This is a genomic window from Pseudogracilibacillus auburnensis (assembly GCF_003201975.1).
Lineage (GTDB): Bacteria > Bacillota > Bacilli > Bacillales > Amphibacillaceae > Pseudogracilibacillus > Pseudogracilibacillus auburnensis.
This window is the reverse complement of record NZ_QJJQ01000002.1, coordinates 367,402-388,159: the sequence shown is the minus strand read 5'-3', so window position 1 is coordinate 388,159 and position 20,758 is coordinate 367,402. Positions and strand designations below refer to the sequence as shown.

Below are 20,758 nucleotides of genomic sequence, written 5' to 3'. Positions count from 1 at the left end.
AAGTTCATCAACGGGATGCTTACTATTTGAACGCATAAAAAAACCCCCTAAAGTAGTTTTGTTTTTTAGGTGTCTACTTTAAGGGGAGCATACCATCATCATGATACTGGCTTTTTTTGTTTAGAAAATTTTACATACAAAATAGTTTGACATTCGTTACATCAATAGCACCTCCTCAATTTCGCAATGGTTGCTCTGAAATCCAATAATCTCTTTCAGATCCTGCCTGCCTTTTCCATTTGCACAGTATGAATACAAGCAATATGCATGTTTTTTTATGGAAAGAGCGAAACTTCATTATTGATATGATTAGTTCATTTCTGTTGAGAATTAAAAATTTTAGGTAAAAGACTTGAAAGTCAAAAAAGGTCAGTGTATAATAAAGTCAAAGGTCAAATATAGTCAAGGTCAAATGTGAAGTTAAACATGAAAATGAACAATAAATAATTTAATTTTGAGGAGGAAATAACTAATGAAATGTCAACAATGTGGTATAAATAGGGCTGCTGTAAATATGTCTATGCAACTTAATCAGGAAAAAATGCAACTGCATGTATGTCATGATTGTTTTCAAAAAATCCAAAATCAAATAGCAGATTCAAATAATTTTTTCCAAGGTGGGGACATGTTCTCTCATCCATTTTTCCAAGGAAACATGGGGGGACAAGGTCAAACTAGAACAACAACAAAACAAAAACAAGGTGGTAGTGGCTTACTGGATGAATTAGGAAGAAACGTCACTGACGCTGCTCGTAACGGCCAAATTGATCCTGTTATCGGCCGGCACAATGAAGTTAAACGTGTCATTGAAACGTTAAACAGACGTAACAAAAACAATCCGGTTTTAATTGGTGAACCTGGTGTCGGTAAAACAGCGATTGCTGAAGGACTTGCACTAAAAATAGTGGAAGGCGATGTACCAGCAAAATTAATGAACAAAGAGGTATATGTATTGGATGTTGCATCCCTCGTTGCGAACACTGGAATTCGTGGTCAATTTGAAGAACGGATGAAACAATTAATTAATGAGTTAAAAAATCGTCCAGAAGCCATTTTATTTGTTGATGAAATTCATCTATTAGTTGGTGCAGGTACTGCCGAAAGTTCACAAATGGACGCAGGCAACATTTTAAAGCCTGCACTTGCACGGGGTGAATTACAAATAATTGGTGCAACAACATTAAAAGAATATCGTCAAATTGAAAAAGATGCGGCTTTAGAACGTCGATTCCAACCAATTATCGTAAAAGAGCCAACGATCGAAGAAGCAATTCAAATTTTACAAGGTTTAAAAAGTCGTTATGAAGATTTTCATGGAGTAAAATATGCTGATGAAGTAATTGAAGCCTTTGTTACATTAGCTGATCGTTATATTCAAGATCGATTTTTACCAGACAAAGCGATTGATTTAATGGATGAAGTTGGTTCACGATTAAATTTAGCGAATGCGGAAAAAGATACTGACTCGATTGAAAAGCAATTAAACGCAATTATCCAAGAAAAAGAACGAGCAGCCGAACAAGAAGATTACGAGAAAGCAGCAAATTTACGTTATCAAGAAATTCAATTACAAAAACAACTTGAAAAAGCAAATGACAGTCAAAAAGAAGTAAGTACAGAAGTTTCCGTTCATGATGTAGAGGAAATGGTTGAAGAAAAAACTGGTATACCGGTTACAAAACTACAAGCAGATGAACAAGAAAAATTAAAAAACTTTGCCAAACATTTACAAGCTAAAGTAATTGGTCAAGATGAGGCGGTTGATAATATTGCTAAAGCGATCCGAAGAAGCCGTGCTGGATTAAAGTCGAAATATCGTCCAATTGGATCTTTCTTATTCGTAGGTCCTACTGGTGTTGGTAAAACAGAACTCTCAAAAGTGCTTGCAGAAGAATTATTCGGTACCCGCGAGTCGTTGATCAGACTTGATATGAGTGAATATATGGAAAGACACACTGTGTCTAAAATTATTGGTTCTCCTCCAGGCTATGTTGGCCATGAGGAAGCAGGTCAATTAACGGAAAAAGTACGTCGAAATCCATATTCAATCATCTTACTTGATGAAATTGAAAAAGCACATCCAGACGTACAAAATATGTTTCTGCAAATTATGGAGGATGGCCATTTAACAGATTCCCATGGTAGAACAGTAAGCTTTAAAGATACTGTTATTATTATGACAAGTAATGCTGGAACAGGCATGAAGCCGATTAATGTCGGTTTTGAAAAAGATAATCAAGCCATTTCAACATTTGAAAACTTAAGAGATTACTTTAAACCTGAGTTTTTAAATCGGTTTGACGCGATCATTACATTCAACGAATTATCAGAAGAAAACTTACTTGAAATTGTTGACTTAATGCTTCATGATCTAGAAGAAACAATTGAAAACAATGAAATTCATATTACTGTTTCAGATGAAGCGAAAAAACAACTAGTCAAACTAGGATATGACCCACGATTTGGAGCAAGACCATTACGTCGTGTCATTCAAGATAAGATTGAAAACCAGTTAACAGATTTACTATTAGAAGAAGGAAATGTCACAAATGTCAAAGTGGATATAGAAAATAAAGAAATTATCGTGAAAAGTGCATAACTTGTAAAAAACCGCTAATTACGTATTAGCGGTTTTTTGTATTTATACAGATTGAAGATAAACAAATTAAAATGGTTTCTATCTCAGCATATAACTAAATCCATCTTGTCTAATTTATGAAAAAATAAGCGTAAAGTTACCATTGGTCATTTAATCGACCGGACCCTTATTTGTTCATTTAACGGGGGAAAGAATATTGGATTCGGTTCTGATTTTGACGGAATCGACCAATTTGTTGTAGGACTAGAAGGTGCTTCCACTTATCAAACGCTTATTAATGAACTACTTACATGCTATTCCGAAGAAGAAGTGCGTGGCTTTACATTTGATAACTTTTTTCAATTTCATCCTTACATTTTTTACGACGAAAATTTTCATGAGACATGTAGCTATTATTTTTGCTAAAAATGGCAAAACTGTTAGATACAATGTTTAGGGGTGAAGAAATGTGATGACAGAAAAAGATGCATGGTCAATGAATGGATATTTAGGAATAATTATTATTGCAATTCTATTAGGATGTGCTGCTTTTAGTCTCGTATATCGACAATTCTCTTTAGGAATCATTTGTTTACTTATGGCTATTTTACTTGCAACAGGATTAACGTTAATTCAACCGAATCAAGCTTGCGTTGTATTATTTTTCGGAAAGTACATTGGCAGTGTTCGAAAAGAAGGGCTTGTCATTACAGTCCCACTTTCTTTACGGAAAAAAATTTCATTACGTGTGCGCAACTTTCATAGTAGTCGACTAAAAGTAAATGACGTCAATGGAAATCCGATTGAAATTGCGGCAGTCATTGTTTTTAAAGTGGTTGATTCAGCTAAAGCAATGTTCGATGTAGATCAATATGAACAATTTGTTGAAATTCAAAGTGAAACCGCATTGCGCGCTGTCGCGACAAAATATCCGTACGACAGTTTTGATGAGCATGAATTAACATTACGTGGAAATGCGGAAGAAATCTCAAATGAATTAAAAACAGAAGTTCATGAACGGTTGTATGTAGCGGGAGTTGAAATTATTGAAGCCCGCCTAACCCATTTAGCATATTCAACAGAAATTGCACAAGCGATGTTGCAACGACAACAAGCGAGTGCTATTGTTGCCGCACGGAAACAAATTGTCGAAGGGGCAGTCGGTATCGTGCAAGACGCAATGGAACAGCTAGAACAAGATGGGGTTGTCAAATTAAATAATGAGAAACGAGTAACGATGATGAACAATTTACTCGTTTCTATCGTAGCAGATAACGGTGCTCAACCAATCATTAATACAGGTTCACTTAACGATGATTAATAGAATCAAATTTTATTAAAAACCATTTTATATGGTTTTTTTTGTGCTCAATAATATTATTAAAAAAGGATATTCGAATTATCGAAAAATAAAAATGTAGATGGTATGTGCTTACTTAGCAAACGGAATATTCGAGACTTCTAATCGGCTAGGGGGAGGCGATTGAGGTTGTACCCGTGGTGAAAGCTAGTATACTCAATTACGTCATGAGAGGCAAGACTTTTTCCATACTCATTTTTATTACCTTAATAAAGTTAGTATATCTATTGACAAAAATGTTCATTACTTATATAGTTAGTTATAGATGTAACTAACCTAACGGATGGGTGGTGGCAAATTGAAGACCAAACTGGATGACAGCCGACCGATATATATACAAATTAAGGAATTTATTGAAGACTCCATTATTAATGAAACGATAAAAATCGGTGAACGAGTACCCTCAACAAATGAATTAGCAAAATTTTATAATATAAACCCTGCTACTGCCAGACAAGGAATGAACGAATTAGTCATGGATAATATTTTGCGAAAACAAAGAGGTGTTGGAATGTTTGTAACAGAAGATGCAAAAGAAATATTAATTGGCAACCGGAAAAAACAATTTTATGAAAATTATATCGTCCCATTACAAGATGAGGCAAATAAGTTAGAGATTACGAAAGATCAGCTGATCGAAATGCTTGAGAAGGAGGGGAATATGGATGAGAATTGAAGTAAAAAATTTATCGAAGGTTTATAACCAGACAGCAGCATTAAAGGATGTATCTTTTTCTTTAACCGAGCCAAAAATATACGGCTTGCTTGGTAGAAATGGAGCTGGAAAGACGACCTTTATGGAAATTTTAGCGGGCCATATTTTAGCTTCAAGTGGGGAAATATTAATTAATGGTGACCGACCATTCGATAATCGGAAGCTCACGGAGAAGATATGTCTTATTAAAGAAGGCGATAACTTTAATAAAGACATGAAAGTGAAACAAATATTGCGGTCTTATTCTTTGTTTTATGCTACATGGGATCACCAATTGGCAATGGATCTTATTAGAGAATATAACTTACCTTTACATACAAAAGTCAAATCATTATCGAAAGGGATGGCGTCAGCACTTGGAATTATTGTTGGGTTAGCGTGCAAAGCACCGGTTACGATATTTGATGAACCTTATATTGGACTTGATGCAGCAGCTCGGAAAAAGTTTTATGAAATTTTACTTGAAGAATATGAAAAAGAAAAGCGAACGATTATTTTTTCTACTCATTTAATTGATGAGGTAAGCCTTTTATTTGAGGAAGTCTTAATCTTACAAGAGGGAACACTTTTATTGCAAGAAGGTGCGGAAACACTAAGACATAATACATGCTCTGTCTCAGGTCCGATTACAGAGGTAGAACAATTTCTAGAAAATAAAGAAGTGATCAAGCGCGATCAACTTGCTGGAATGATGACAGCATATGTATTTGGGAGTAAAACGGAAGCAAAGCAAGCAGGATTGACTGTTGAAGGCGTGCCCATTCAAGACTTGATGATTTATTTAACGGAAAAGAAAGGAGCGTAAAAGATGTCTGAACAACTAAAAGGATCGATTTATTATTTATCTAGCGAAATACGTTATTCGTTATCGGTATTTTGGTCGATATTATTATCTTTATTAGCTCTTTCGATTTTTATTGACCTTCTATTTAAAGAAACGAATGTTGTTTTCACACTCGCATTTCCAGTATATATATATTCAGCTATTGCTGGACAAATATTAGTGAAAAGCGGTGTTCCGTATTTAATTAAAATGGGATCTACCCGGAAAAATGTTTTTATTAGTTTTGCCGTCCACTTTTTAGGCTTAGCGATGGTAAATGCGATAATAGCAAACACTACTTATTTGATTGTACAGTTAATATACAAAGTCGTTGGAGTGAATGAAGGTACAGCGATTCTTAATACACAACCACCACCTTTTGGGCTTAACCTATTTCAAGATACATGGTTTACTCGTTTTGTGATTGATTCATCTATCTGTTTTATTTTACTCGTTTGCTCGTTTATTTTGGGTTTGATTTTTTATCGGTATGGGTTAATCGGAGGATTTAGTACGATCGGTGTTTTACTATTACTATTAATTTTCGGGATTTCAAATGGATGGTTAATTAAACTATTCCTGCCTATTTTCGCTGATTTTAATTTATCTTTCTTTTTTCAATTATTTTTATTCAGTATTCTTCTTTATTTGTTTTCCTATTTGTTATTACGAAAATTTACTATAAAAGGGTAAATACTCGAAACGTCCTTAAAGAAGAGAGATAGGGAAATGAGGGTGTCCAACAAAGGAAAAACAAATACGATAGCATTGCGAAAAGTTGATGAATGGTATTCGTTTATTTTCATCGTTCAATTCATCATTTCCCTTCCATGCTGGAACATTTCTAGAAACGAATGTTAAAAAACGGTATTTTGCCAGTGGGCTCTCAGAGACTAGATGTTTCAGAAAGTGGTTTATTATTAGTGTCAGTCGAAAATGAAGTAGCAAACACATAAGTAGGGTAATATAGCAATAATTTCCTTTTACTAAAATGATTTATGAATAATAACCGCACAAAATGTTAAGATTCTTGTGCGGTTTCGTTTCTTTTTAAAATGTTGTGGAAAGGCTCCTTTTATTTCCGCGGTGTTACTCCGCCAAACTTCGAAATAAATGTGACTAAGGTTCAGATGAAGAATGAAGCACTTGGGCATCCTGGGAATGCGTTTTCGCTCACTCCACCGAAAAGCTTATCGCGAGTGCCAGCCCTAGCACGTTCTGTGCGTCGAAGCTCCATACTGAACCATGTTTCTTTTATAAAGTAATCACTGTTTTTCAATCGATTCCATCAATGAAATAATCGTATTAGCGATAATTTGTCCAGCGGTTTTGGGCGCTGTTTTTCCTGGTAGACCGAGGGCGTGTATGGCATGTATACCTCGATCTTTAGCAGACTCAAAATCAGTTCCACCGGGTGCAGAGGCAAGGTCAATGACCAGTGTCTTAGGGTTCATCTTCGTAATCAAATTGCGATCGAGAAGGAGGTGTGGAACAGTGTTAATACATAGTTCATTGTGTTCGATTTCTTGATGTAAGTTTGTCACGAACAGTGGGTTCATTCCCATCTCTGATATCCGAGCAACATCAGCAGAATTACGAACACATACTGTCACATTTGCTCCAACATGTTTAAATAAACGTGCAACGGTAAATCCAACTCTTCCAAAGCCAAGTACTATGACATTGGAGCCATGAATAGTGTAGTCTGTATGTTCGATTGCTAATTGTAACGTAGCCTCTGCAGTTGGAATCGCATTATAAATGGCTATATCATCGCGAGCAAATAGTACTTCTAATTTCCGATTTGCTACCGCTTCATTTAAAAAATCATTCGTCGTCCCAGTATAAATGACACAGTGGGTTGGTGTTTTGGCGATCATATCTTTATTTAATGTAAAGTCTTCATCTGAGTAGGCTGAAGTTACTTTGCCCTCATTTGTCGTCCCGTGAACAGGTAAAATAATCGCATCCATAATTGAAAAATCAGCATCAGCATGTTTGCAAGTAAAAATAGTTGGATGTTCGAATGAAATCTTTTCATATCCAATCAAAAAAACATTTGCTCCTTTCTTCCTTAAGCCCTCAATTATTTCTAAATATCTCGCATCTCCACCAATAATAAGCACATTTAGCATTTATTTTCCTACCTTTCTGTAAAATTAACAATTCTTTATCTCCGCGGGTTACTAAAACTCCCCCCAAGCTCCGAAATAAGTGCGACTAAGATTCGGATGGAGTTTAAAACTCCCACTGAACCAAGTCTTCTTTATTATTATATTAAAACAAACAGATAAAATTTCACGGTTTTATTCTATCATTGTAATAAAAAAATTTCTTGATTATCTTCTTTCCCAAAAAAGCTCAACTAAAAAAGCACTAACTAAAAGTCAGTGCCCTAAACCTAAATCGTTAAAATATTTCTTTTCGTTGAAATAGAACAATAGCTGCAAAAAGAATGATGATTGTTAAGCTTAAAGTAATAATAGATGTTCCGATTAATTCTTTAGAAACTGTATTCGTGATAACTAGCTCTTGAATATGAGCAGATAGTTGATTTGGGAACCAAGTAAGCTTATGGCCAAAAATCATGTTGATGATGCTCATAAAGATAACTGTTAATATCGTACATGCAGCAACAAGACCGGGTATTTTAAACATTGTGTTAAAAAACACAGAGACTGTTAAAACAAACGTAAGCCATAATCCATAAAAAAAGATAATTTGCAGTAACATGAGAAAGCTTATATCACCAAATAATAGATTCGTATAATACCAACTAAGGAACATACCTACAAAAAGGGATAACCAAACTAATAACAGTAAAGTAGTCCATTTTGCTGTGATATAATTACGGTAACGAATTGGTTTTACCAATATTATTTCAGTTACACCACTATTTCTCTCGGCAGCAATGATTCCCATTGACATAAGTGCAATAATCAACACGCCGAACATACTTAATTGTTCTATACTCATCATAATTACTTCCTCTGGTGCAAGGGTAGGCAATTCAAAGACAGTTCCATCTGGTAGACCACCAGCCATATTAATAATTTCCGGTAAATAATAATTAGTAATGGGATCCATAATTGTGATCATGGTGAAGACGATTGGAACCCAAACCCATTTTTTATTATGCCAATTTTCTTTCGTTTCCTTTTGAAATAAAGTGATCCATTGCATGATTATTGCACCGCCTTCATAAACATATCTTCAAGGGAGGCACGATTAACGGTAAAATTCATCAATCGCCAATTGTTTTCAGAAGCCATTTTTAAAATTTCTTTTCTTGCTTCTTCGATATTTGATACAGTTACATGGATAACAGAGCGTTCAATTGAAGTATCTGTAACTGCATGTATGGATGTTAATTTCTGTTCATAATCATCCACACCATTTTCGAATTCCAATTCAATTTTTGCCGTTTGATATTTTTTTCGTAATAAGTCCATTGAACCTGATTCGACGATTTTTCCACCATGTAATAAGATTAATTCATCACTGATTTCATCTGCATCACTTAAAATATGGGTAGAAAAGAGAATCGTCATTTCTTTTTTTAATTCTTCCATTAAATTCAACACTTCACGTCGACCAATAGGATCAAGTGCAGAGACTGGTTCATCTAAAAAAAGTATTTTCGGCTGATGAATAATTGCTTGTGCGATGCCAAGACGTTGTTTCATTCCACCTGAATAAGTGCCAATTCGTTTGTTTTTAGCATGGGCAATACCAACTTTCTCAAGCAAAATATCTGCCTGCTTTTCAGCCTCCAGCTTATTTATATACGTTAATTTCGCACAATAAATTAAATATTCCTTTCCAGTCATCCAATGATGGAAAACGGGATGTTGTGGCAAATAGCCAATATATGAACGAAAATCAGTCATGTTTTTATCATTCATAAACTGAATTGTGCCACCAGATTGTTTAATTAACCCGGTTAGGATTCTTATTGTCGTTGTTTTACCAGCACCATTTGGTCCAATTAAAGCGATACATTTTTCCGCACCTAAAGTAAAGCTAATATGATCAACGACCATTTGTGTTCCATATTGTTTCGTTAATTGATGTACAGTTAAAATATCCATTTAACGTTCCTTTCTTCCGATAATAAAATATAAAATCGGACCGAATGTAGTAATAAGTAGAATGATAAAAAGCCATAATAATTTTGGACCATTGGTTTTTTCAACTTTAATCCAATCGATGAAAGCAACGATCATTAAGATCATTTGGATAACGATAATAGGAGCAATAATACCCCAATTAATTTCGGCTAAAACTTCCATTGATATAACCTCCTTATGAAAATAATAAAATTGGTATAACAATGACTAGAATGAGAGCCCCGACAAGAACCCACGATAATGGATGAGCCCAATTATTTGTCCATCCAACCCCAAATCGCTTTTCAACGAAAATGGAAGGATCATTTCTATTCACATAAAATTGTCCAAGCTTCCAAAACCTGTCATCATCACGGTCAATCACACTTTCATCATGCTGATCATTAATATTTACGCGACTTCCGCCTTGCCCAGTTGTAAAGGCGAGGGCTAATGTCACGATCATAATAATTGCGGTAATTGTGAAAATGACAGGTTCATGATAATTGTCTAAACTTGGGTAAATAAAGCTTAGTTGTGTAAACAAAAGAAGTATGGCTGTTAATGTCGATGTGAAGACCAGATAAGCAGACCATCTTCTTCTAAAGATAATCCCTTGTCGCTTTGACTTATCCGGGTTTTCAACACTCACTTGTTGCTTCGTCATTCTAATGATGACATTGATAAAAATGAATAGAATGACCAGAAAAACTTGCGATCCAGGGATGAGTAAAAGCGTACCAATGGATTTATCGCTATATGTTACCTTTCCGGAAAAATCTGTATGCATTGGAAGTTGTTCTGGTATAACATCGTATAATATAAACGTGATTGTGATGGTCGCAAGTGTAATTAAGACTGGAATGGTGAACCACCAATTGGAATGAGTTAGTTTTTCTTGGTGAAATTTCGTATCAATGATTAATGACTGTGTTCGAGCAGCTTGCCAATTTTCCGCTTGCTTTATCTGTTTCATTTTAAAGTGAAAAGGTAGATATAAAAGAAAGCTTCCAATAATAAATACAATGATCAGGACGGAATAAATAATATATGCTGTTGCTTCGCTTACTTGTAATCCTATGATAAAAAGAATAACAGTTGTCAAAAGTCCTATTGACGTTAATAATAGTGAATATTTTTTACGCATCGCCTTAAAATCATCTCGTCCATACATCGATTCAGGTATCGATACTCCGAAATTCTCTGTTTTTCTCGTTAAATAAGGAATAGTTGCTAAAACAAGAATGATCGTAGGATATAAAAAAAGTAAAAACATTAGATGATTATTCATCTTTTTTTCCCTCCTCTAACTCCGAATAAATACTTTTAACTAGTCTCCTAAATTGTTCTTTACTCAATTCCCGGCAATAAGAGTCGGCAATAAGTGGGCGAAGGGTAGTTTTTAATTTTTGCTCGTAATGTTCATCAGCTTTAGGGGCACCATCTGGATGTACGACGACACCACGTTGGCGATGAATTAGTAAAAAACCTTCTTGTTTTAATTGTTGATAAGCTTTATTTACTGTATGCAAATTGATTCCTATATCACTTGCTAATGAGCGAACAGAAGGTAGACGTTCACCCGGTACTAATTGTTTTTTCGCAATGCCAATGATAATTTCATTCTTTAGTTGTTCATATATGGGGGTTTCCGACTCAAAATCTAACTGAATATACATAAACACCACCCTTACTATTCGTGATATATGTTATATAAGTAATATAACATACGAAAAATAATAAAACAATAGGCAAAAGAAAAAAGAGCCTGAAATCATTCAGCTCTTTTCTTTGTCTTGTATTTAAGCAAAAGATAAGGTTGGTTCAGTTCCATTATCATTAGGAAACAACTTCCGCTTCTGCGGCTTCTCCAGCTTGTGCAAATTGTACGTAAGAAGAATAATGTTCTTTCGTAGTAACGAATAAGTCATACACTTCTTCTGGATAATTAATTGTATAATATATTTCCGGGTATAGTTGATTGGCATTTTCAACGTATGGTAGTTTGGAAACGGCTCGTAAAGAACGGGCATTATTTTTTCGCACTTTCATAAAGACTGTTTCGATCGTTAAGGTGAAAAATAATTCTTCCAAAAACAATTGCTTTGCTACTTTATTATAGCCTTTACCAAAATAAGGTTGACCAACCCATGTCGCTAAAAAACCACTTTTTTCATGAATATCATATAAATTAATTGTCCCAATTGGATGTTCAAATTCATCAACAATTGTACGTGAAATGAGTTCACCATTATTTTCAGCTTCCATCATTTGTTTTGTTAAAAAGTAAAACTCATCACTCGTATTTGCCTTATGTCGAATATAGGGGTAGACATCAGGATGAGAAGATAATTCAAATAATGCTGGAACTTCATGTAAATCGCGTTTTTTGAGCATAATAATGCACCCTCCTTTATTTAAGAAAACTAATTTTTGAGTCAAAAAGGTGACTCGTAACTTAGTATGACTTATGTGGAATAAGCAATTTCCCATTGCTTATTTACTAAAAGTCGGGTGCCCAAATTAGGGTTTTTCAGGCCTGGTGGACACCCACGAATTTAAGTTAACGGACAACGAAAATTCGGGGCAGGAATCGAACCTGCTAGAACCAGATTATTTCTGGTGGCGCACCATTTGCCTTCCCTATATTTATCTCCAATATTTTTGTCAATTTATTTTAACACGAACTAAGGTGAAATGGGAATAGTTTTTTTGTAAAAAAGTAATTAAATTTGAACAATTTTTTAACGCGATAATATATCCACTTATAAAGTTGGGAAAGCCTTTTGAAATAAGAGTTTATAGCCAATTTAATTTTCAGGATGATGACAAAATAATTTAACGTAAATTTAGTATATTGGTGAATTAATAATATTCATTTATTTACATAAAATGATCCAGTTATCTTCATAAAATACGAAAAATACGTTAACATATATAGGAGAGGTATTGAACAATTGCAAGGTCAACGATAACCTCTTGTATTACACCTCTTCGAATGCAGTGTTAAATGGTATTTCCAAGAGAGTTCAACGATGCTTAACGTGATAGAAATGCAAGGATTTTGACTGTTTTACGATAAAACCTTTGCACGTAAGTTGAAATTAGAATCTTATTGCAAAGAACTACTCTAGTTGTTCAGTTGTTCCTTTAGTAGAGAAATAGAAAGAGAAAAAACAAAAAGTTAGGTGAGGAAATGACGGTATTTATCATAATTTTATTCATTTTGGTAGGCCTTATCCTTTTGTATAAATTTGCATCTAGCCCTGAATCAATAGACCGTATAAAAATTACTGGGATTGAAAATATTTCATTCGAAAACGTAAATAACAGTAACACTTTTTATTTAGTATATCCGGCTAGTAGATCGCAAAAGGAGACTCTGATTAAAGAGGTGTTGACGACTGGTGAAGTTATCCGAGAGTTTGAAGTTACAGACGAGGTATTCAGGCGTTTTCATGTAAATCAAAAACCTAATGAGTTACATCAACTTTATATGTCTTTGAAAGGACAAGCAATCATCGACAATTGTTTTTACATATATGACATTGACAAAAAGAAGTTTACACAAGTGAAGATCGATGAATATCTTTATGGTAAGGTTGGTATAAGACAAATAAAACATTATGGGAATGATATTTTATTTGAAGCTATTAGTAACACTGAAACAACTCATTTTGATGAAGAAAGAGATTACTACGGATCGTCTATATCAAACTTTTCTAAAAAAGTAAGTTGGGAAGTTACGAAAGGGTACAAAGCGACTGATGAAGCAATTTTACAATTTGGCCATAAAATAATTTATGGAAACTATCATGAGAATAATGAATACCAATCATCTATTGCAATTATTAATAGTCTAACTGGAACGACAGAACACGTTTCTTTAGATGATGAGATAGGAGAGTGGGAATACTTTCCACTATATGCTACAGAAGAACATGCCTATATTTTAGGTGAGCAAGGGATGCTCTACGTTTTAAATCAACAATTAAACGTAAAGAAATATACCCCTTTTGATTCAATGCCTCAACAGGAATGTTACCACGATATGAATGCTAGTCTTTTCATTGACCATTTAACAGCATTGCATATCGTCTATAAAGAAGAGAATGTTTCAATCCCGACATTAGGTATATTTTCATTTCATGATATACCAACATTTACTATTATAGACACTGATTATTTGAGAGAAAACTATTATTATAAAATTTTATATCAAGACGTAAAAAAGCAGGAAATATATTTGTTAGGTACAGATGAAAACAATGATCATTTACTCGTTATTCATCATAAGACATTTGACCTTCTATATGATATACCTATTGAGGATGGAGAATCATTAGATCTAGTGATTAAAACTTAATGGTGGGGATCTAATAGAAAATTGGAAAGAAGCCACTGACGGGATTCGAACCCGCACTCGTTTCCTGAGCATAGGCTAGGGGAGAACACGCTTCCCTACGGAATTTCACCGGCAGGAATTGCACCTGCCTCAGCTGTTTTTGCTTTTCGGTGCTTCTGAAACCCTTGCCTTGCGACCTGGTTCTACAATTGTTTTCCAGCGCTCTTCCCTTCTCGAGCTACAGTGGCAATTTTAAAACAATGTTATTATACCAAAGAATGTAATATATTTGCTATGATTAATAAAATATATTAGGCTAATTTTGGTTTTCACTATTTTCTTTAACCTTTATTAATGAGTTAAGGTATATTATTTCTCTTCAATATTCGCTAAATATTTAAAAACAGGCATCTTATTTCCATGAATTAATTCTAGCTGATTACGCCACATTACTCTTAAGGCGAGAACTAAGATTTTACCACGCCAATTTTGTGGAACAAAACTTTGATATTCAATCTTTTCGAATCCACCGAATCCTTTTTTGAACGTATTGACATTTTGCTGTGCTTTATCTTCCTTATTAATTGATAGTCCTAAGAAGTCATAATATTGAAAATTTCTTTCTTTAAAAAATAGTATATCATTCCAATGTAAGTACCGGTTTGCACGACCAATATGGAGTCCTGGAATATCTGCATTAGCAAAACGACCTGAACAAGAGTAGAGCATAATCGCACGTCTTTTAGTTAATATATACACATGGCTTGCTAATTTTCGACCATCAGGATGACAAACATAAGAAATGACGATCCTGCCATTTTTCCTTAGAGACATTAGTTTATCGACTCGACATAATTCAATTCCTTTTTCTCTGGCAAATGGATTAAAAAAAGCTGTAAATTGTTCGATATCTTCTAGCTTTGGCTCTGTGAGAAAATGGAGAGAAAGACTATCTCGTCCCGCTTTATTTATTTGATATCTCGTCGTCCGATTCATCTCTTTTCGTAATTCATCTTCCGTTTTGTTTAAATCGATGCACAGGGTTAGTACTTGTTTATGAAGCGTATACCATTTGTCGAAGTTACATAATTCTTTTTGCATAAAATAGGCATGTAGATCGGCTTTCGGAAGTCCCTTCTCTACTTCTTCATCTTCATACATTTCATTTAGTGTAAAAATATATTTTTTCCACTGAATTGCCATGATAAACACTCCTTTTAATAATTACTTTTTGATGTATTATTAGCTAAAATATCACTAGCTAACTGTCTCATATTTCGGCTCTGAAAGCCGTATGTTTTTTGCAACAAAATAAAATGATTAAGTATTTCTTGTAAAAGCACCATATTTAAATCAAGATTTATCCCAAAATTATGTGGATGCCACCATAAATGATATATCTCTCCACGTTTTGCTGCGTAGGTCATTGCATTTTTAATTCGCTTTAAACGTAAGCTCTCAAGTTTACTCCGTTTTTTTGAATAAGGTCTTAAAAATCTACTCGACTTTATGTTAACGAGATTATTTGTTGGTGAAGGTAAAGAATATGTGTGATGTCCGAAAAGATTCATATAACAATCCAACAGACGCAATACGCGCTTAATAAATCTTTTTCGCTCATTCGAATTTAGTTTATAAATAAAACTATTTTCAGTTCCACGATAAGCGGTAATTCCAAGTAAACCGCAAGTTTGTAAAAATTTTTCATTCACTTGATTTCTTGGAAAAACGATCGAGGAAATATTATTTCCGTTTTTCCCTGCTATGTGTATGGCAGTTTTTAAGTCACTTGAAAATTGTTCTTCGGACTGTCCTTTTTCTAACGTATAATAATGTGAAAATGTATGGGTAGCTATTTCTTGATTAGGAGTAGCACGAATGCGTTGAATAAGGTAAGGAGCGAAAAATAGATCGTAATCTTGTTCGGTAATTGGATTGTTTTCTACATAATGGTTAGCAGATAGTTTTTTATTGTTATAAGTTGGTGTATGTCTCGGTATATGTTTTTTCAAATCCATTATATTCGTACAATAGATCATGCCAACAATTGCCCATGTAGCATGGATGTGGTACTGTTGAAATGTTTCTAACATTGCTAACACTGCATCGTGGGCACCACGAATATTTTTTTCATATTTTTCCCGTTTAAATACATCATGAACTCCCCAATAAAGTTCAAAATCTAAAGAAATGATGAATGTACCTACATTTTCTTGCATTCTCATCTAAAGCCATCCTCTCTATTCAAAAGGAAAATTCTATTTTATTTTTTCCGCATGTTCATATGTTTCTTTTAACCCTGCAATGATCGAATATTGTTTAGTCCAGCGCAATATATCGGAGGCAAGCTGATTTTGTAAGCAGCTATGAAGGATATCACCAGCTTTACTAGGTTGATATTTTGTTAAAATGGTAGTACCGAATTGCTCCATCAAAATTTGGACAAGTTCATTTAACGAAAATTTTTCATTGCCACTAATATTAATAATATGGGAGCCTGGTAAAGTCATTGCATTTAAACAAGCGTCTGCCACATCTTTGACAAAAATAAAATCGCGTGTTTGTGTACCATCACCATAAATGATTAAAGGTAAATTATCCTTTAATCGCTGAAGAAAGATAGAAATAACTCCAGCTTCTCCGTCTGTTGTTTGACCAGGACCATACACATTCGAAAACCGTAAGATACAATAATCTAAATGAAATAATTCTCCATATAATTGAATGTACTTTTCTCCAATTGCCTTGGAAAGACCATAAAATGAAGTTGGACTCAAAGGATGGTGCTCGTCTACTGGTAAATACTTTGGAGTGCCATAAACAGCTGCACTTGAAGCAAAAATAAACTTTTTTACTTTATATTTCACGGCATTTTGTAAAACGTTGATTGTTCCTAAAATATTTATATTTGCATCTATTGCTGGATCTTTCATCGAGTTAGCTACAGAAACTTGTGCGGCTAAATGAAAGACGATTTCTGGACGCTCCTCATCAAAAATTTTTGCTATATTAGGATCAGTAATATCGATGTGATAGAATTTCACTATATTATGGTGAAAATGATTTTCTAGGCTCGTTGAATGATCTAGAACAACTACATTTACTCGCTCGTCTATTAATCTGTTTATTAGATGAGAGCCGATGAATCCCGATCCCCCTGTGATGAGTACTTTCATCCTTCATGCACCCCCTGTTTTGTTTTTCTACCATGTGATAAAACTTTTTTATAATAATTTTCTGTTTCATGAAGCATGATCGAAAAGGTAAACATTTCTTTATATTTACGGCGTGCTTCTATTCCGAGCCGTTTTCTTAACTTTTCGTCAAATAATAATGAAAGGATTGCTGTACGTAAATTGTTAACATTGTCACGAGGGACAAGTAAGCCAGAAATTTGATGATCAATTAATTCTTTAACACCACCGACATTTGAAGCGATAATTGGTAAATTTGCACGCATTGCTTCAATAATACTAATTGGAAGTCCCTCAGATCTTGTGATTAACAAAAAAATATCTGCCTCCGCTAAATAATTAAAAACATTTGCACATTCTCCTGCAAAAATAATATTATTAGCAAACTCGCATGTTGATGCATAAGCTTTCGTCTCAGTTAATAACGGACCATCTCCAATGAGTGTTAGTTGCCAGTTTTCATGTGGTATATCTTTTAATGCTTTGAGTAATAAAAGATGATCTTTTGGATAGGCAAATCTCGCTACCATAACCATTTTCACTTTGTCAGAGGAGGTTTTTGGAACACTTTTTTCTATATCATGAATCCCATTATGAATCATCTTCATATTGACATGGAACGCTATTTTGTGAGCTTTTGCCGCATCGTAATCAAATTGTGAAACGGTAATTATGCCCGAAGATAGTGGACCAATTAATTTTTCTATCGTAATAAATAGATTTTTTTTCATTTTGTTTGTTACACCAGAAAAAGACCAACTATGCGCGGTAAATACAGTCGGTATCCGAAGCATTTTTCCCGCAAGTCTACCAATGATCCCTGCTTTTGAGGAGTGAATAGCGATAAGGTCAGGATTTAACTTTTTTAATACTGTTTTAACCTCAAATAATGCGCGAACATCTTTAACTGGACGAATTGGAACAGTCATATGATTCAATTGATAATATTCAATACCGAGCTTCTCAAGTTCTTGTGGAATTTTACCGAAACCAGCTGCAATAACAATTACTTTATGACCTCGACTGATAAGTGCTTTCGTCAAATCAAATACATGTATTTGTGCACCACCTAACACATCCATTCGTGTAATAAACTGAACAATTTTCACATGGAATCACTTCTTTCTTTCTTCTTGATATATATCCATAAAAGGAAGAGCTAATAGTAACCACATATGTCGCCAATGCATCGTATCGATAAAAATACTATTAAATAAAATTCCGATTAATGAAGCAGTAATAATGACAAAATAACCTTGCATTCTAGAAGGAACTTTAATTAAATGGATAACGGAACGTCCAAGACAAATAAGAAAAAAGGTAAAAAAGGCTAGGAAGCCAATCAAGCCATTTTCATATAGAATTCGTACATAAAGACTATGTGTAGATATTTCTAACATGACATCTGCTTGCCCTGGACCAAAACCGAAAGGATAGCGAATAAGATTATCCACTGCATTTGCTTGATTTTGAAAACGAGTATTATCATATTCTTGTAGACTAAGTCGATCAAAAAATAAGTCGCTAATATTAGTCGAAGTTACAAAATAAATAAGTACTGGGATAACGATGAGCAGGAGAAGGAGCATCAATTTTAGTCGTTTACTTGTACTTTTTTTAATAATGAATAGATAAATAGTAATTGCTAAAATATAATGTCCCCAAGCGGCTCTAGAGAAACTAAGTAAAATACCAGTAGTTAATATTAAAAAGGAACTAAAAAACGCATATCCTTTCTTGTTGTAAAATCCTAAAATACTAGATTTCCATAAAGCATATAGGGCAGGGGGGACTAAAAATGGGCCAAAAACATTTGGATCTTTAAAGAAACCCTGCACTCGATCGAATTTTAAAAGAAAATCGACCCCAGGAATTATTTGGCTATAAGCACCGATTCCAATTACGACGGATACAACAGATGCGATCATATATCCATTAAACACATACGGGAGTAATCGTTCTTGAAAATATGCACTAAGACCTGCAATCCCAATCCAAGAGATGATTAAATAGCATGTAATGAAGAAATATAGAATCCCTTTTTTAACATCCGTTACAAAAAAACTAGAAATTAAATTCATCTGAATAAATAAAACAAGGAGCGTCATCGGCCAGAAATGTTTGTTTCCATAGCTCGTATATCCGTAAAAAAAAGCAACAAATAGAACGAGAGTGATAATAAATTCATATGGTGCTGGTTCAAATAAAACAAATGCACTAGTTGAAATCGTAAAAGCAATAAGCTTTAAAAACGTATCATTTTTATTTATGGGATAGATAATCAAATTGATCGCCTACTTTTATCATTATCGATAGTTGATATGAATATGTTCGCTTTACGAGTTGATTTAAGTTTTAGATACATCGTGTACCAAGAGCCGATCCCAAGCATAATAAAGCCAATTGCCCCAAAGACGCTTAATGTAAGAATGACTTGCCATGGTTCTGTAAGAAAAAAATAAGCACAAACAATCCCAAGTACAAGGATAATTAATCGAAATGCCTCAGCGAATACTTGAATATGTAATAATTCAAGTACGTAAAAATTAGGACTAATTGGTCCAACGATAAGTTGAAAGAAATAAAGAATACTCAAGTATTGAACAAATTTTCCAGCTTCTCCCCATGCATCGCCAAAGATAAAAGGAAAAACAATCGGTGAAACGATGGCTAAACTAACAAAAATAACGAGAGCGATCAAAAATAACTTTGTTACTGTATTCCAAAACAGTTTGACAAAATCAGAAAAAGAAATATGGAGTATTTTTGCCGATTTTGCTAAATATACCTGTTTCACTGAATAACCGAGTAATGCATCTGGTAGGGCAAGGACGCGAGTAGCTACTAAATACCATCCTGCAACTTTAACACCGAAACTGCTTGCAATAAATAAAATTGGCAGATGGGCGGAAAAACCAGCAAACACGGAGGACCAGCTTGAAATTAGAGGGAAATGTTTATAGCGAATAGCTGTTACTTTTAACTTTTCCCATCGGAACTTCATACGTTTTCCTTTAAAGTCTTTTCTCGATGAAAATGCTAAGCTGAATCCACCGATTATTCTTCCTAATACTTCACCAGCAATTAAAAATCCAGCAGTATTTGAAAAAATTCCCAAACTGAGTTGAGAGCAAATTTGTGAGAGATTCATTTTTACTTTACTTTGTGCAATTCTCGGATAAGCTTCTTTTCTAAGTGCCCATAATTGAAAAACTTGAAAAGTACCGAGGCCTAAAATACTTACAGGAAGGAACGATAAATATAGGGTAAGTTCTCGAAATTGAAATAAATGTACAATATGTGACCTAAACGAGATAATGATGAGCGATAGGACGAGCACATTTCCACATAATATAAGTAATGCTACGACCAATACATGTACGGCATCATTATCTTTTTTTGGAAGTGGAATCGCAGTCTCATAATGAAGAGAAGTGATAACTGATATAGTAAATAAAATCGACGTATAGACAGCAAAAACACCGAATTGTTCAGGACCATACATTCTTGTTAATAATGGTGTTACTAAAACGAGAGTAATTTGTGATAATATCGTGCCAGACATTAAGACTGCAACACTTTTAATAAAGTCGCTATCCGTTATTTTCCAACTTCGTAACAACTTATTTTTCAT

Annotated in this window: 20 protein-coding genes; 7 read left to right on the top strand and 13 right to left on the bottom strand. The window is 34.2% G+C overall.

The features are described from left to right. The first annotated feature begins 472 nt into the window (after positions 1 to 472). The 6 genes from DFR56_RS04965 (at position 473) to DFR56_RS04940 (ending at position 6,169) form a co-directional block, all read left to right on the top strand. Positions 473 to 2,599, top strand: coding sequence for an ATP-dependent Clp protease ATP-binding subunit (locus DFR56_RS04965; protein WP_110394310.1), 2,127 nt, complete (start codon positions 473 to 475; stop codon positions 2,597 to 2,599). Positions 2,600 to 2,740: 141 nt separating this feature from the next. Next, on the top strand, positions 2,741 to 3,004 hold the full coding sequence (locus DFR56_RS04960) for a membrane dipeptidase (RefSeq protein WP_110394309.1): 264 nt from the start codon (positions 2,741 to 2,743) through the stop codon (positions 3,002 to 3,004). A 46-nt stretch (positions 3,005 to 3,050) separates the two neighbouring features. Then, a complete protein-coding gene (locus DFR56_RS04955) occupies positions 3,051 to 3,899 on the top strand; it encodes an SPFH domain-containing protein (RefSeq protein WP_207518935.1) in 849 nt (282 codons plus the stop codon). 337 nt (positions 3,900 to 4,236) lie between these two features. Continuing rightward, on the top strand, positions 4,237 to 4,614 hold the full coding sequence (locus tag DFR56_RS04950) for a GntR family transcriptional regulator (RefSeq protein WP_110394307.1): 378 nt from the start codon (positions 4,237 to 4,239) through the stop codon (positions 4,612 to 4,614). Next, entirely contained in the window at positions 4,604 to 5,458 is an 855-nt protein-coding gene (locus DFR56_RS04945) for an ABC transporter ATP-binding protein (RefSeq protein ID WP_110394306.1), read from the top strand. The genes DFR56_RS04950 and DFR56_RS04945 overlap by 11 nt, the downstream gene beginning before the upstream one ends. A 3-nt stretch (positions 5,459 to 5,461) precedes the next feature. Then, the gene (locus DFR56_RS04940; RefSeq protein ID WP_110394305.1) at positions 5,462 to 6,169 is read left to right on the top strand and encodes a hypothetical protein; all 708 of its coding nucleotides are present in this window, start codon (positions 5,462 to 5,464) and stop codon (positions 6,167 to 6,169) included. Positions 6,170 to 6,741: 572 nt separating this feature from the next. Here DFR56_RS04940 and dpsA read toward each other — a convergent pair. The 7 genes from dpsA to DFR56_RS04905 form a co-directional block, all read right to left on the bottom strand. Then, a complete protein-coding gene (gene dpsA / locus DFR56_RS04935; RefSeq protein ID WP_110394304.1) occupies positions 6,742 to 7,611 on the bottom strand; it encodes a dipicolinate synthase subunit DpsA in 870 nt (289 codons plus the stop codon). A gap of 274 nt (positions 7,612 to 7,885) precedes the next feature. Further along, the gene (locus tag DFR56_RS04930; RefSeq protein WP_110394303.1) at positions 7,886 to 8,659 is read right to left on the bottom strand and encodes an ABC transporter permease; all 774 of its coding nucleotides are present in this window, start codon (positions 8,657 to 8,659) and stop codon (positions 7,886 to 7,888) included. Positions 8,660 to 8,661: 2 nt separating this feature from the next. After that, positions 8,662 to 9,567 (bottom strand): ABC transporter ATP-binding protein, encoded by a 906-nt coding sequence (locus DFR56_RS04925; RefSeq protein ID WP_110394302.1) that lies wholly within the window; start codon positions 9,565 to 9,567, stop codon positions 8,662 to 8,664. After that, positions 9,568 to 9,768, bottom strand: coding sequence for a PLDc N-terminal domain-containing protein (locus DFR56_RS04920; RefSeq protein WP_110394301.1), 201 nt, complete (start codon positions 9,766 to 9,768; stop codon positions 9,568 to 9,570). 13 nt (positions 9,769 to 9,781) lie between these two features. Then, complete coding sequence (locus tag DFR56_RS04915) at positions 9,782 to 10,876, bottom strand: DUF1648 domain-containing protein (RefSeq protein WP_110394300.1); 1,095 nt, start codon at positions 10,874 to 10,876, stop codon at positions 9,782 to 9,784. Beyond that, complete coding sequence (locus tag DFR56_RS04910) at positions 10,869 to 11,264, bottom strand: GntR family transcriptional regulator (RefSeq protein ID WP_110394299.1); 396 nt, start codon at positions 11,262 to 11,264, stop codon at positions 10,869 to 10,871. Before DFR56_RS04910 ends, DFR56_RS04915 begins: the two co-directional genes overlap by 8 nt. Positions 11,265 to 11,424: 160 nt before the next feature. Further along, positions 11,425 to 11,982, bottom strand: coding sequence for a GNAT family N-acetyltransferase (locus tag DFR56_RS04905; protein ID WP_110394298.1), 558 nt, complete (start codon positions 11,980 to 11,982; stop codon positions 11,425 to 11,427). A gap of 847 nt (positions 11,983 to 12,829) precedes the next feature. Here DFR56_RS04905 and DFR56_RS04900 point away from each other — a divergent pair. Next, positions 12,830 to 13,951: a hypothetical protein gene (locus tag DFR56_RS04900; protein ID WP_207518805.1), complete on the top strand. Its 1,122-nt coding sequence runs from the start codon at positions 12,830 to 12,832 to the stop codon at positions 13,949 to 13,951. A 348-nt stretch (positions 13,952 to 14,299) separates the two neighbouring features. Here DFR56_RS04900 and DFR56_RS04895 read toward each other — a convergent pair whose 3' ends face one another. From DFR56_RS04895 to DFR56_RS04870, 6 genes are read right to left on the bottom strand one after another with little or no spacing between them, the layout of a single operon-like run. After that, entirely contained in the window at positions 14,300 to 15,133 is an 834-nt protein-coding gene (locus DFR56_RS04895; protein WP_110394296.1) for a hypothetical protein, read from the bottom strand. A 14-nt stretch (positions 15,134 to 15,147) separates the two neighbouring features. Continuing rightward, positions 15,148 to 16,155 carry a polysaccharide deacetylase family protein gene (locus DFR56_RS04890; RefSeq protein WP_110394295.1) on the bottom strand — a complete coding sequence of 336 codons (1,008 nt, stop codon included), beginning with the start codon at positions 16,153 to 16,155 and terminating at the stop codon, positions 15,148 to 15,150. A 33-nt stretch (positions 16,156 to 16,188) separates the two neighbouring features. Beyond that, positions 16,189 to 17,106 carry an NAD-dependent epimerase/dehydratase family protein gene (locus DFR56_RS04885; RefSeq protein WP_110394294.1) on the bottom strand — a complete coding sequence of 306 codons (918 nt, stop codon included), beginning with the start codon at positions 17,104 to 17,106 and terminating at the stop codon, positions 16,189 to 16,191. Then, positions 17,103 to 18,233 (bottom strand): glycosyltransferase family 4 protein, encoded by a 1,131-nt coding sequence (locus tag DFR56_RS04880; RefSeq protein ID WP_110394293.1) that lies wholly within the window; start codon positions 18,231 to 18,233, stop codon positions 17,103 to 17,105. The genes DFR56_RS04885 and DFR56_RS04880 overlap by 4 nt, the downstream gene beginning before the upstream one ends. Before the next feature lie 6 nt (positions 18,234 to 18,239). Beyond that, positions 18,240 to 19,409, bottom strand: a complete 1,170-nt coding sequence (locus DFR56_RS04875; protein ID WP_110394292.1) for an O-antigen ligase family protein — start codon at positions 19,407 to 19,409, stop codon at positions 18,240 to 18,242. After that, on the bottom strand, positions 19,406 to 20,758 hold the full coding sequence (locus DFR56_RS04870) for a lipopolysaccharide biosynthesis protein (protein ID WP_110394291.1): 1,353 nt from the start codon (positions 20,756 to 20,758) through the stop codon (positions 19,406 to 19,408). The genes DFR56_RS04875 and DFR56_RS04870 overlap by 4 nt, the downstream gene beginning before the upstream one ends.

Coding starts and splice junctions, on each gene's coding strand:
- DFR56_RS04920 (WP_110394301.1), bottom strand. CDS start 9,768: ATGGAAGTTTTAGCCGAAATTAATTGGGGTATTATTGCTCCTATTATC.
- DFR56_RS04870 (WP_110394291.1), bottom strand. CDS start 20,758: ATGAAAAATAAGTTGTTACGAAGTTGGAAAATAACGGATAGCGACTTT.
- DFR56_RS04895 (WP_110394296.1), bottom strand. CDS start 15,133: ATGGCAATTCAGTGGAAAAAATATATTTTTACACTAAATGAAATGTAT.
- dpsA (WP_110394304.1), bottom strand. CDS start 7,611: ATGCTAAATGTGCTTATTATTGGTGGAGATGCGAGATATTTAGAAATA.
- DFR56_RS04915 (WP_110394300.1), bottom strand. CDS start 10,876: ATGAATAATCATCTAATGTTTTTACTTTTTTTATATCCTACGATCATT.
- DFR56_RS04955 (WP_207518935.1), top strand. CDS start 3,051: ATGACAGAAAAAGATGCATGGTCAATGAATGGATATTTAGGAATAATT.
- DFR56_RS04945 (WP_110394306.1), top strand. CDS start 4,604: ATGAGAATTGAAGTAAAAAATTTATCGAAGGTTTATAACCAGACAGCA.
- DFR56_RS04930 (WP_110394303.1), bottom strand. CDS start 8,659: ATGCAATGGATCACTTTATTTCAAAAGGAAACGAAAGAAAATTGGCAT.
- DFR56_RS04965 (WP_110394310.1), top strand. CDS start 473: ATGAAATGTCAACAATGTGGTATAAATAGGGCTGCTGTAAATATGTCT.
- DFR56_RS04910 (WP_110394299.1), bottom strand. CDS start 11,264: ATGTATATTCAGTTAGATTTTGAGTCGGAAACCCCCATATATGAACAA.
- DFR56_RS04890 (WP_110394295.1), bottom strand. CDS start 16,155: ATGAGAATGCAAGAAAATGTAGGTACATTCATCATTTCTTTAGATTTT.
- DFR56_RS04940 (WP_110394305.1), top strand. CDS start 5,462: ATGTCTGAACAACTAAAAGGATCGATTTATTATTTATCTAGCGAAATA.
- DFR56_RS04925 (WP_110394302.1), bottom strand. CDS start 9,567: ATGGATATTTTAACTGTACATCAATTAACGAAACAATATGGAACACAA.
- DFR56_RS04905 (WP_110394298.1), bottom strand. CDS start 11,982: ATGCTCAAAAAACGCGATTTACATGAAGTTCCAGCATTATTTGAATTA.
- DFR56_RS04885 (WP_110394294.1), bottom strand. CDS start 17,106: ATGAAAGTACTCATCACAGGGGGATCGGGATTCATCGGCTCTCATCTA.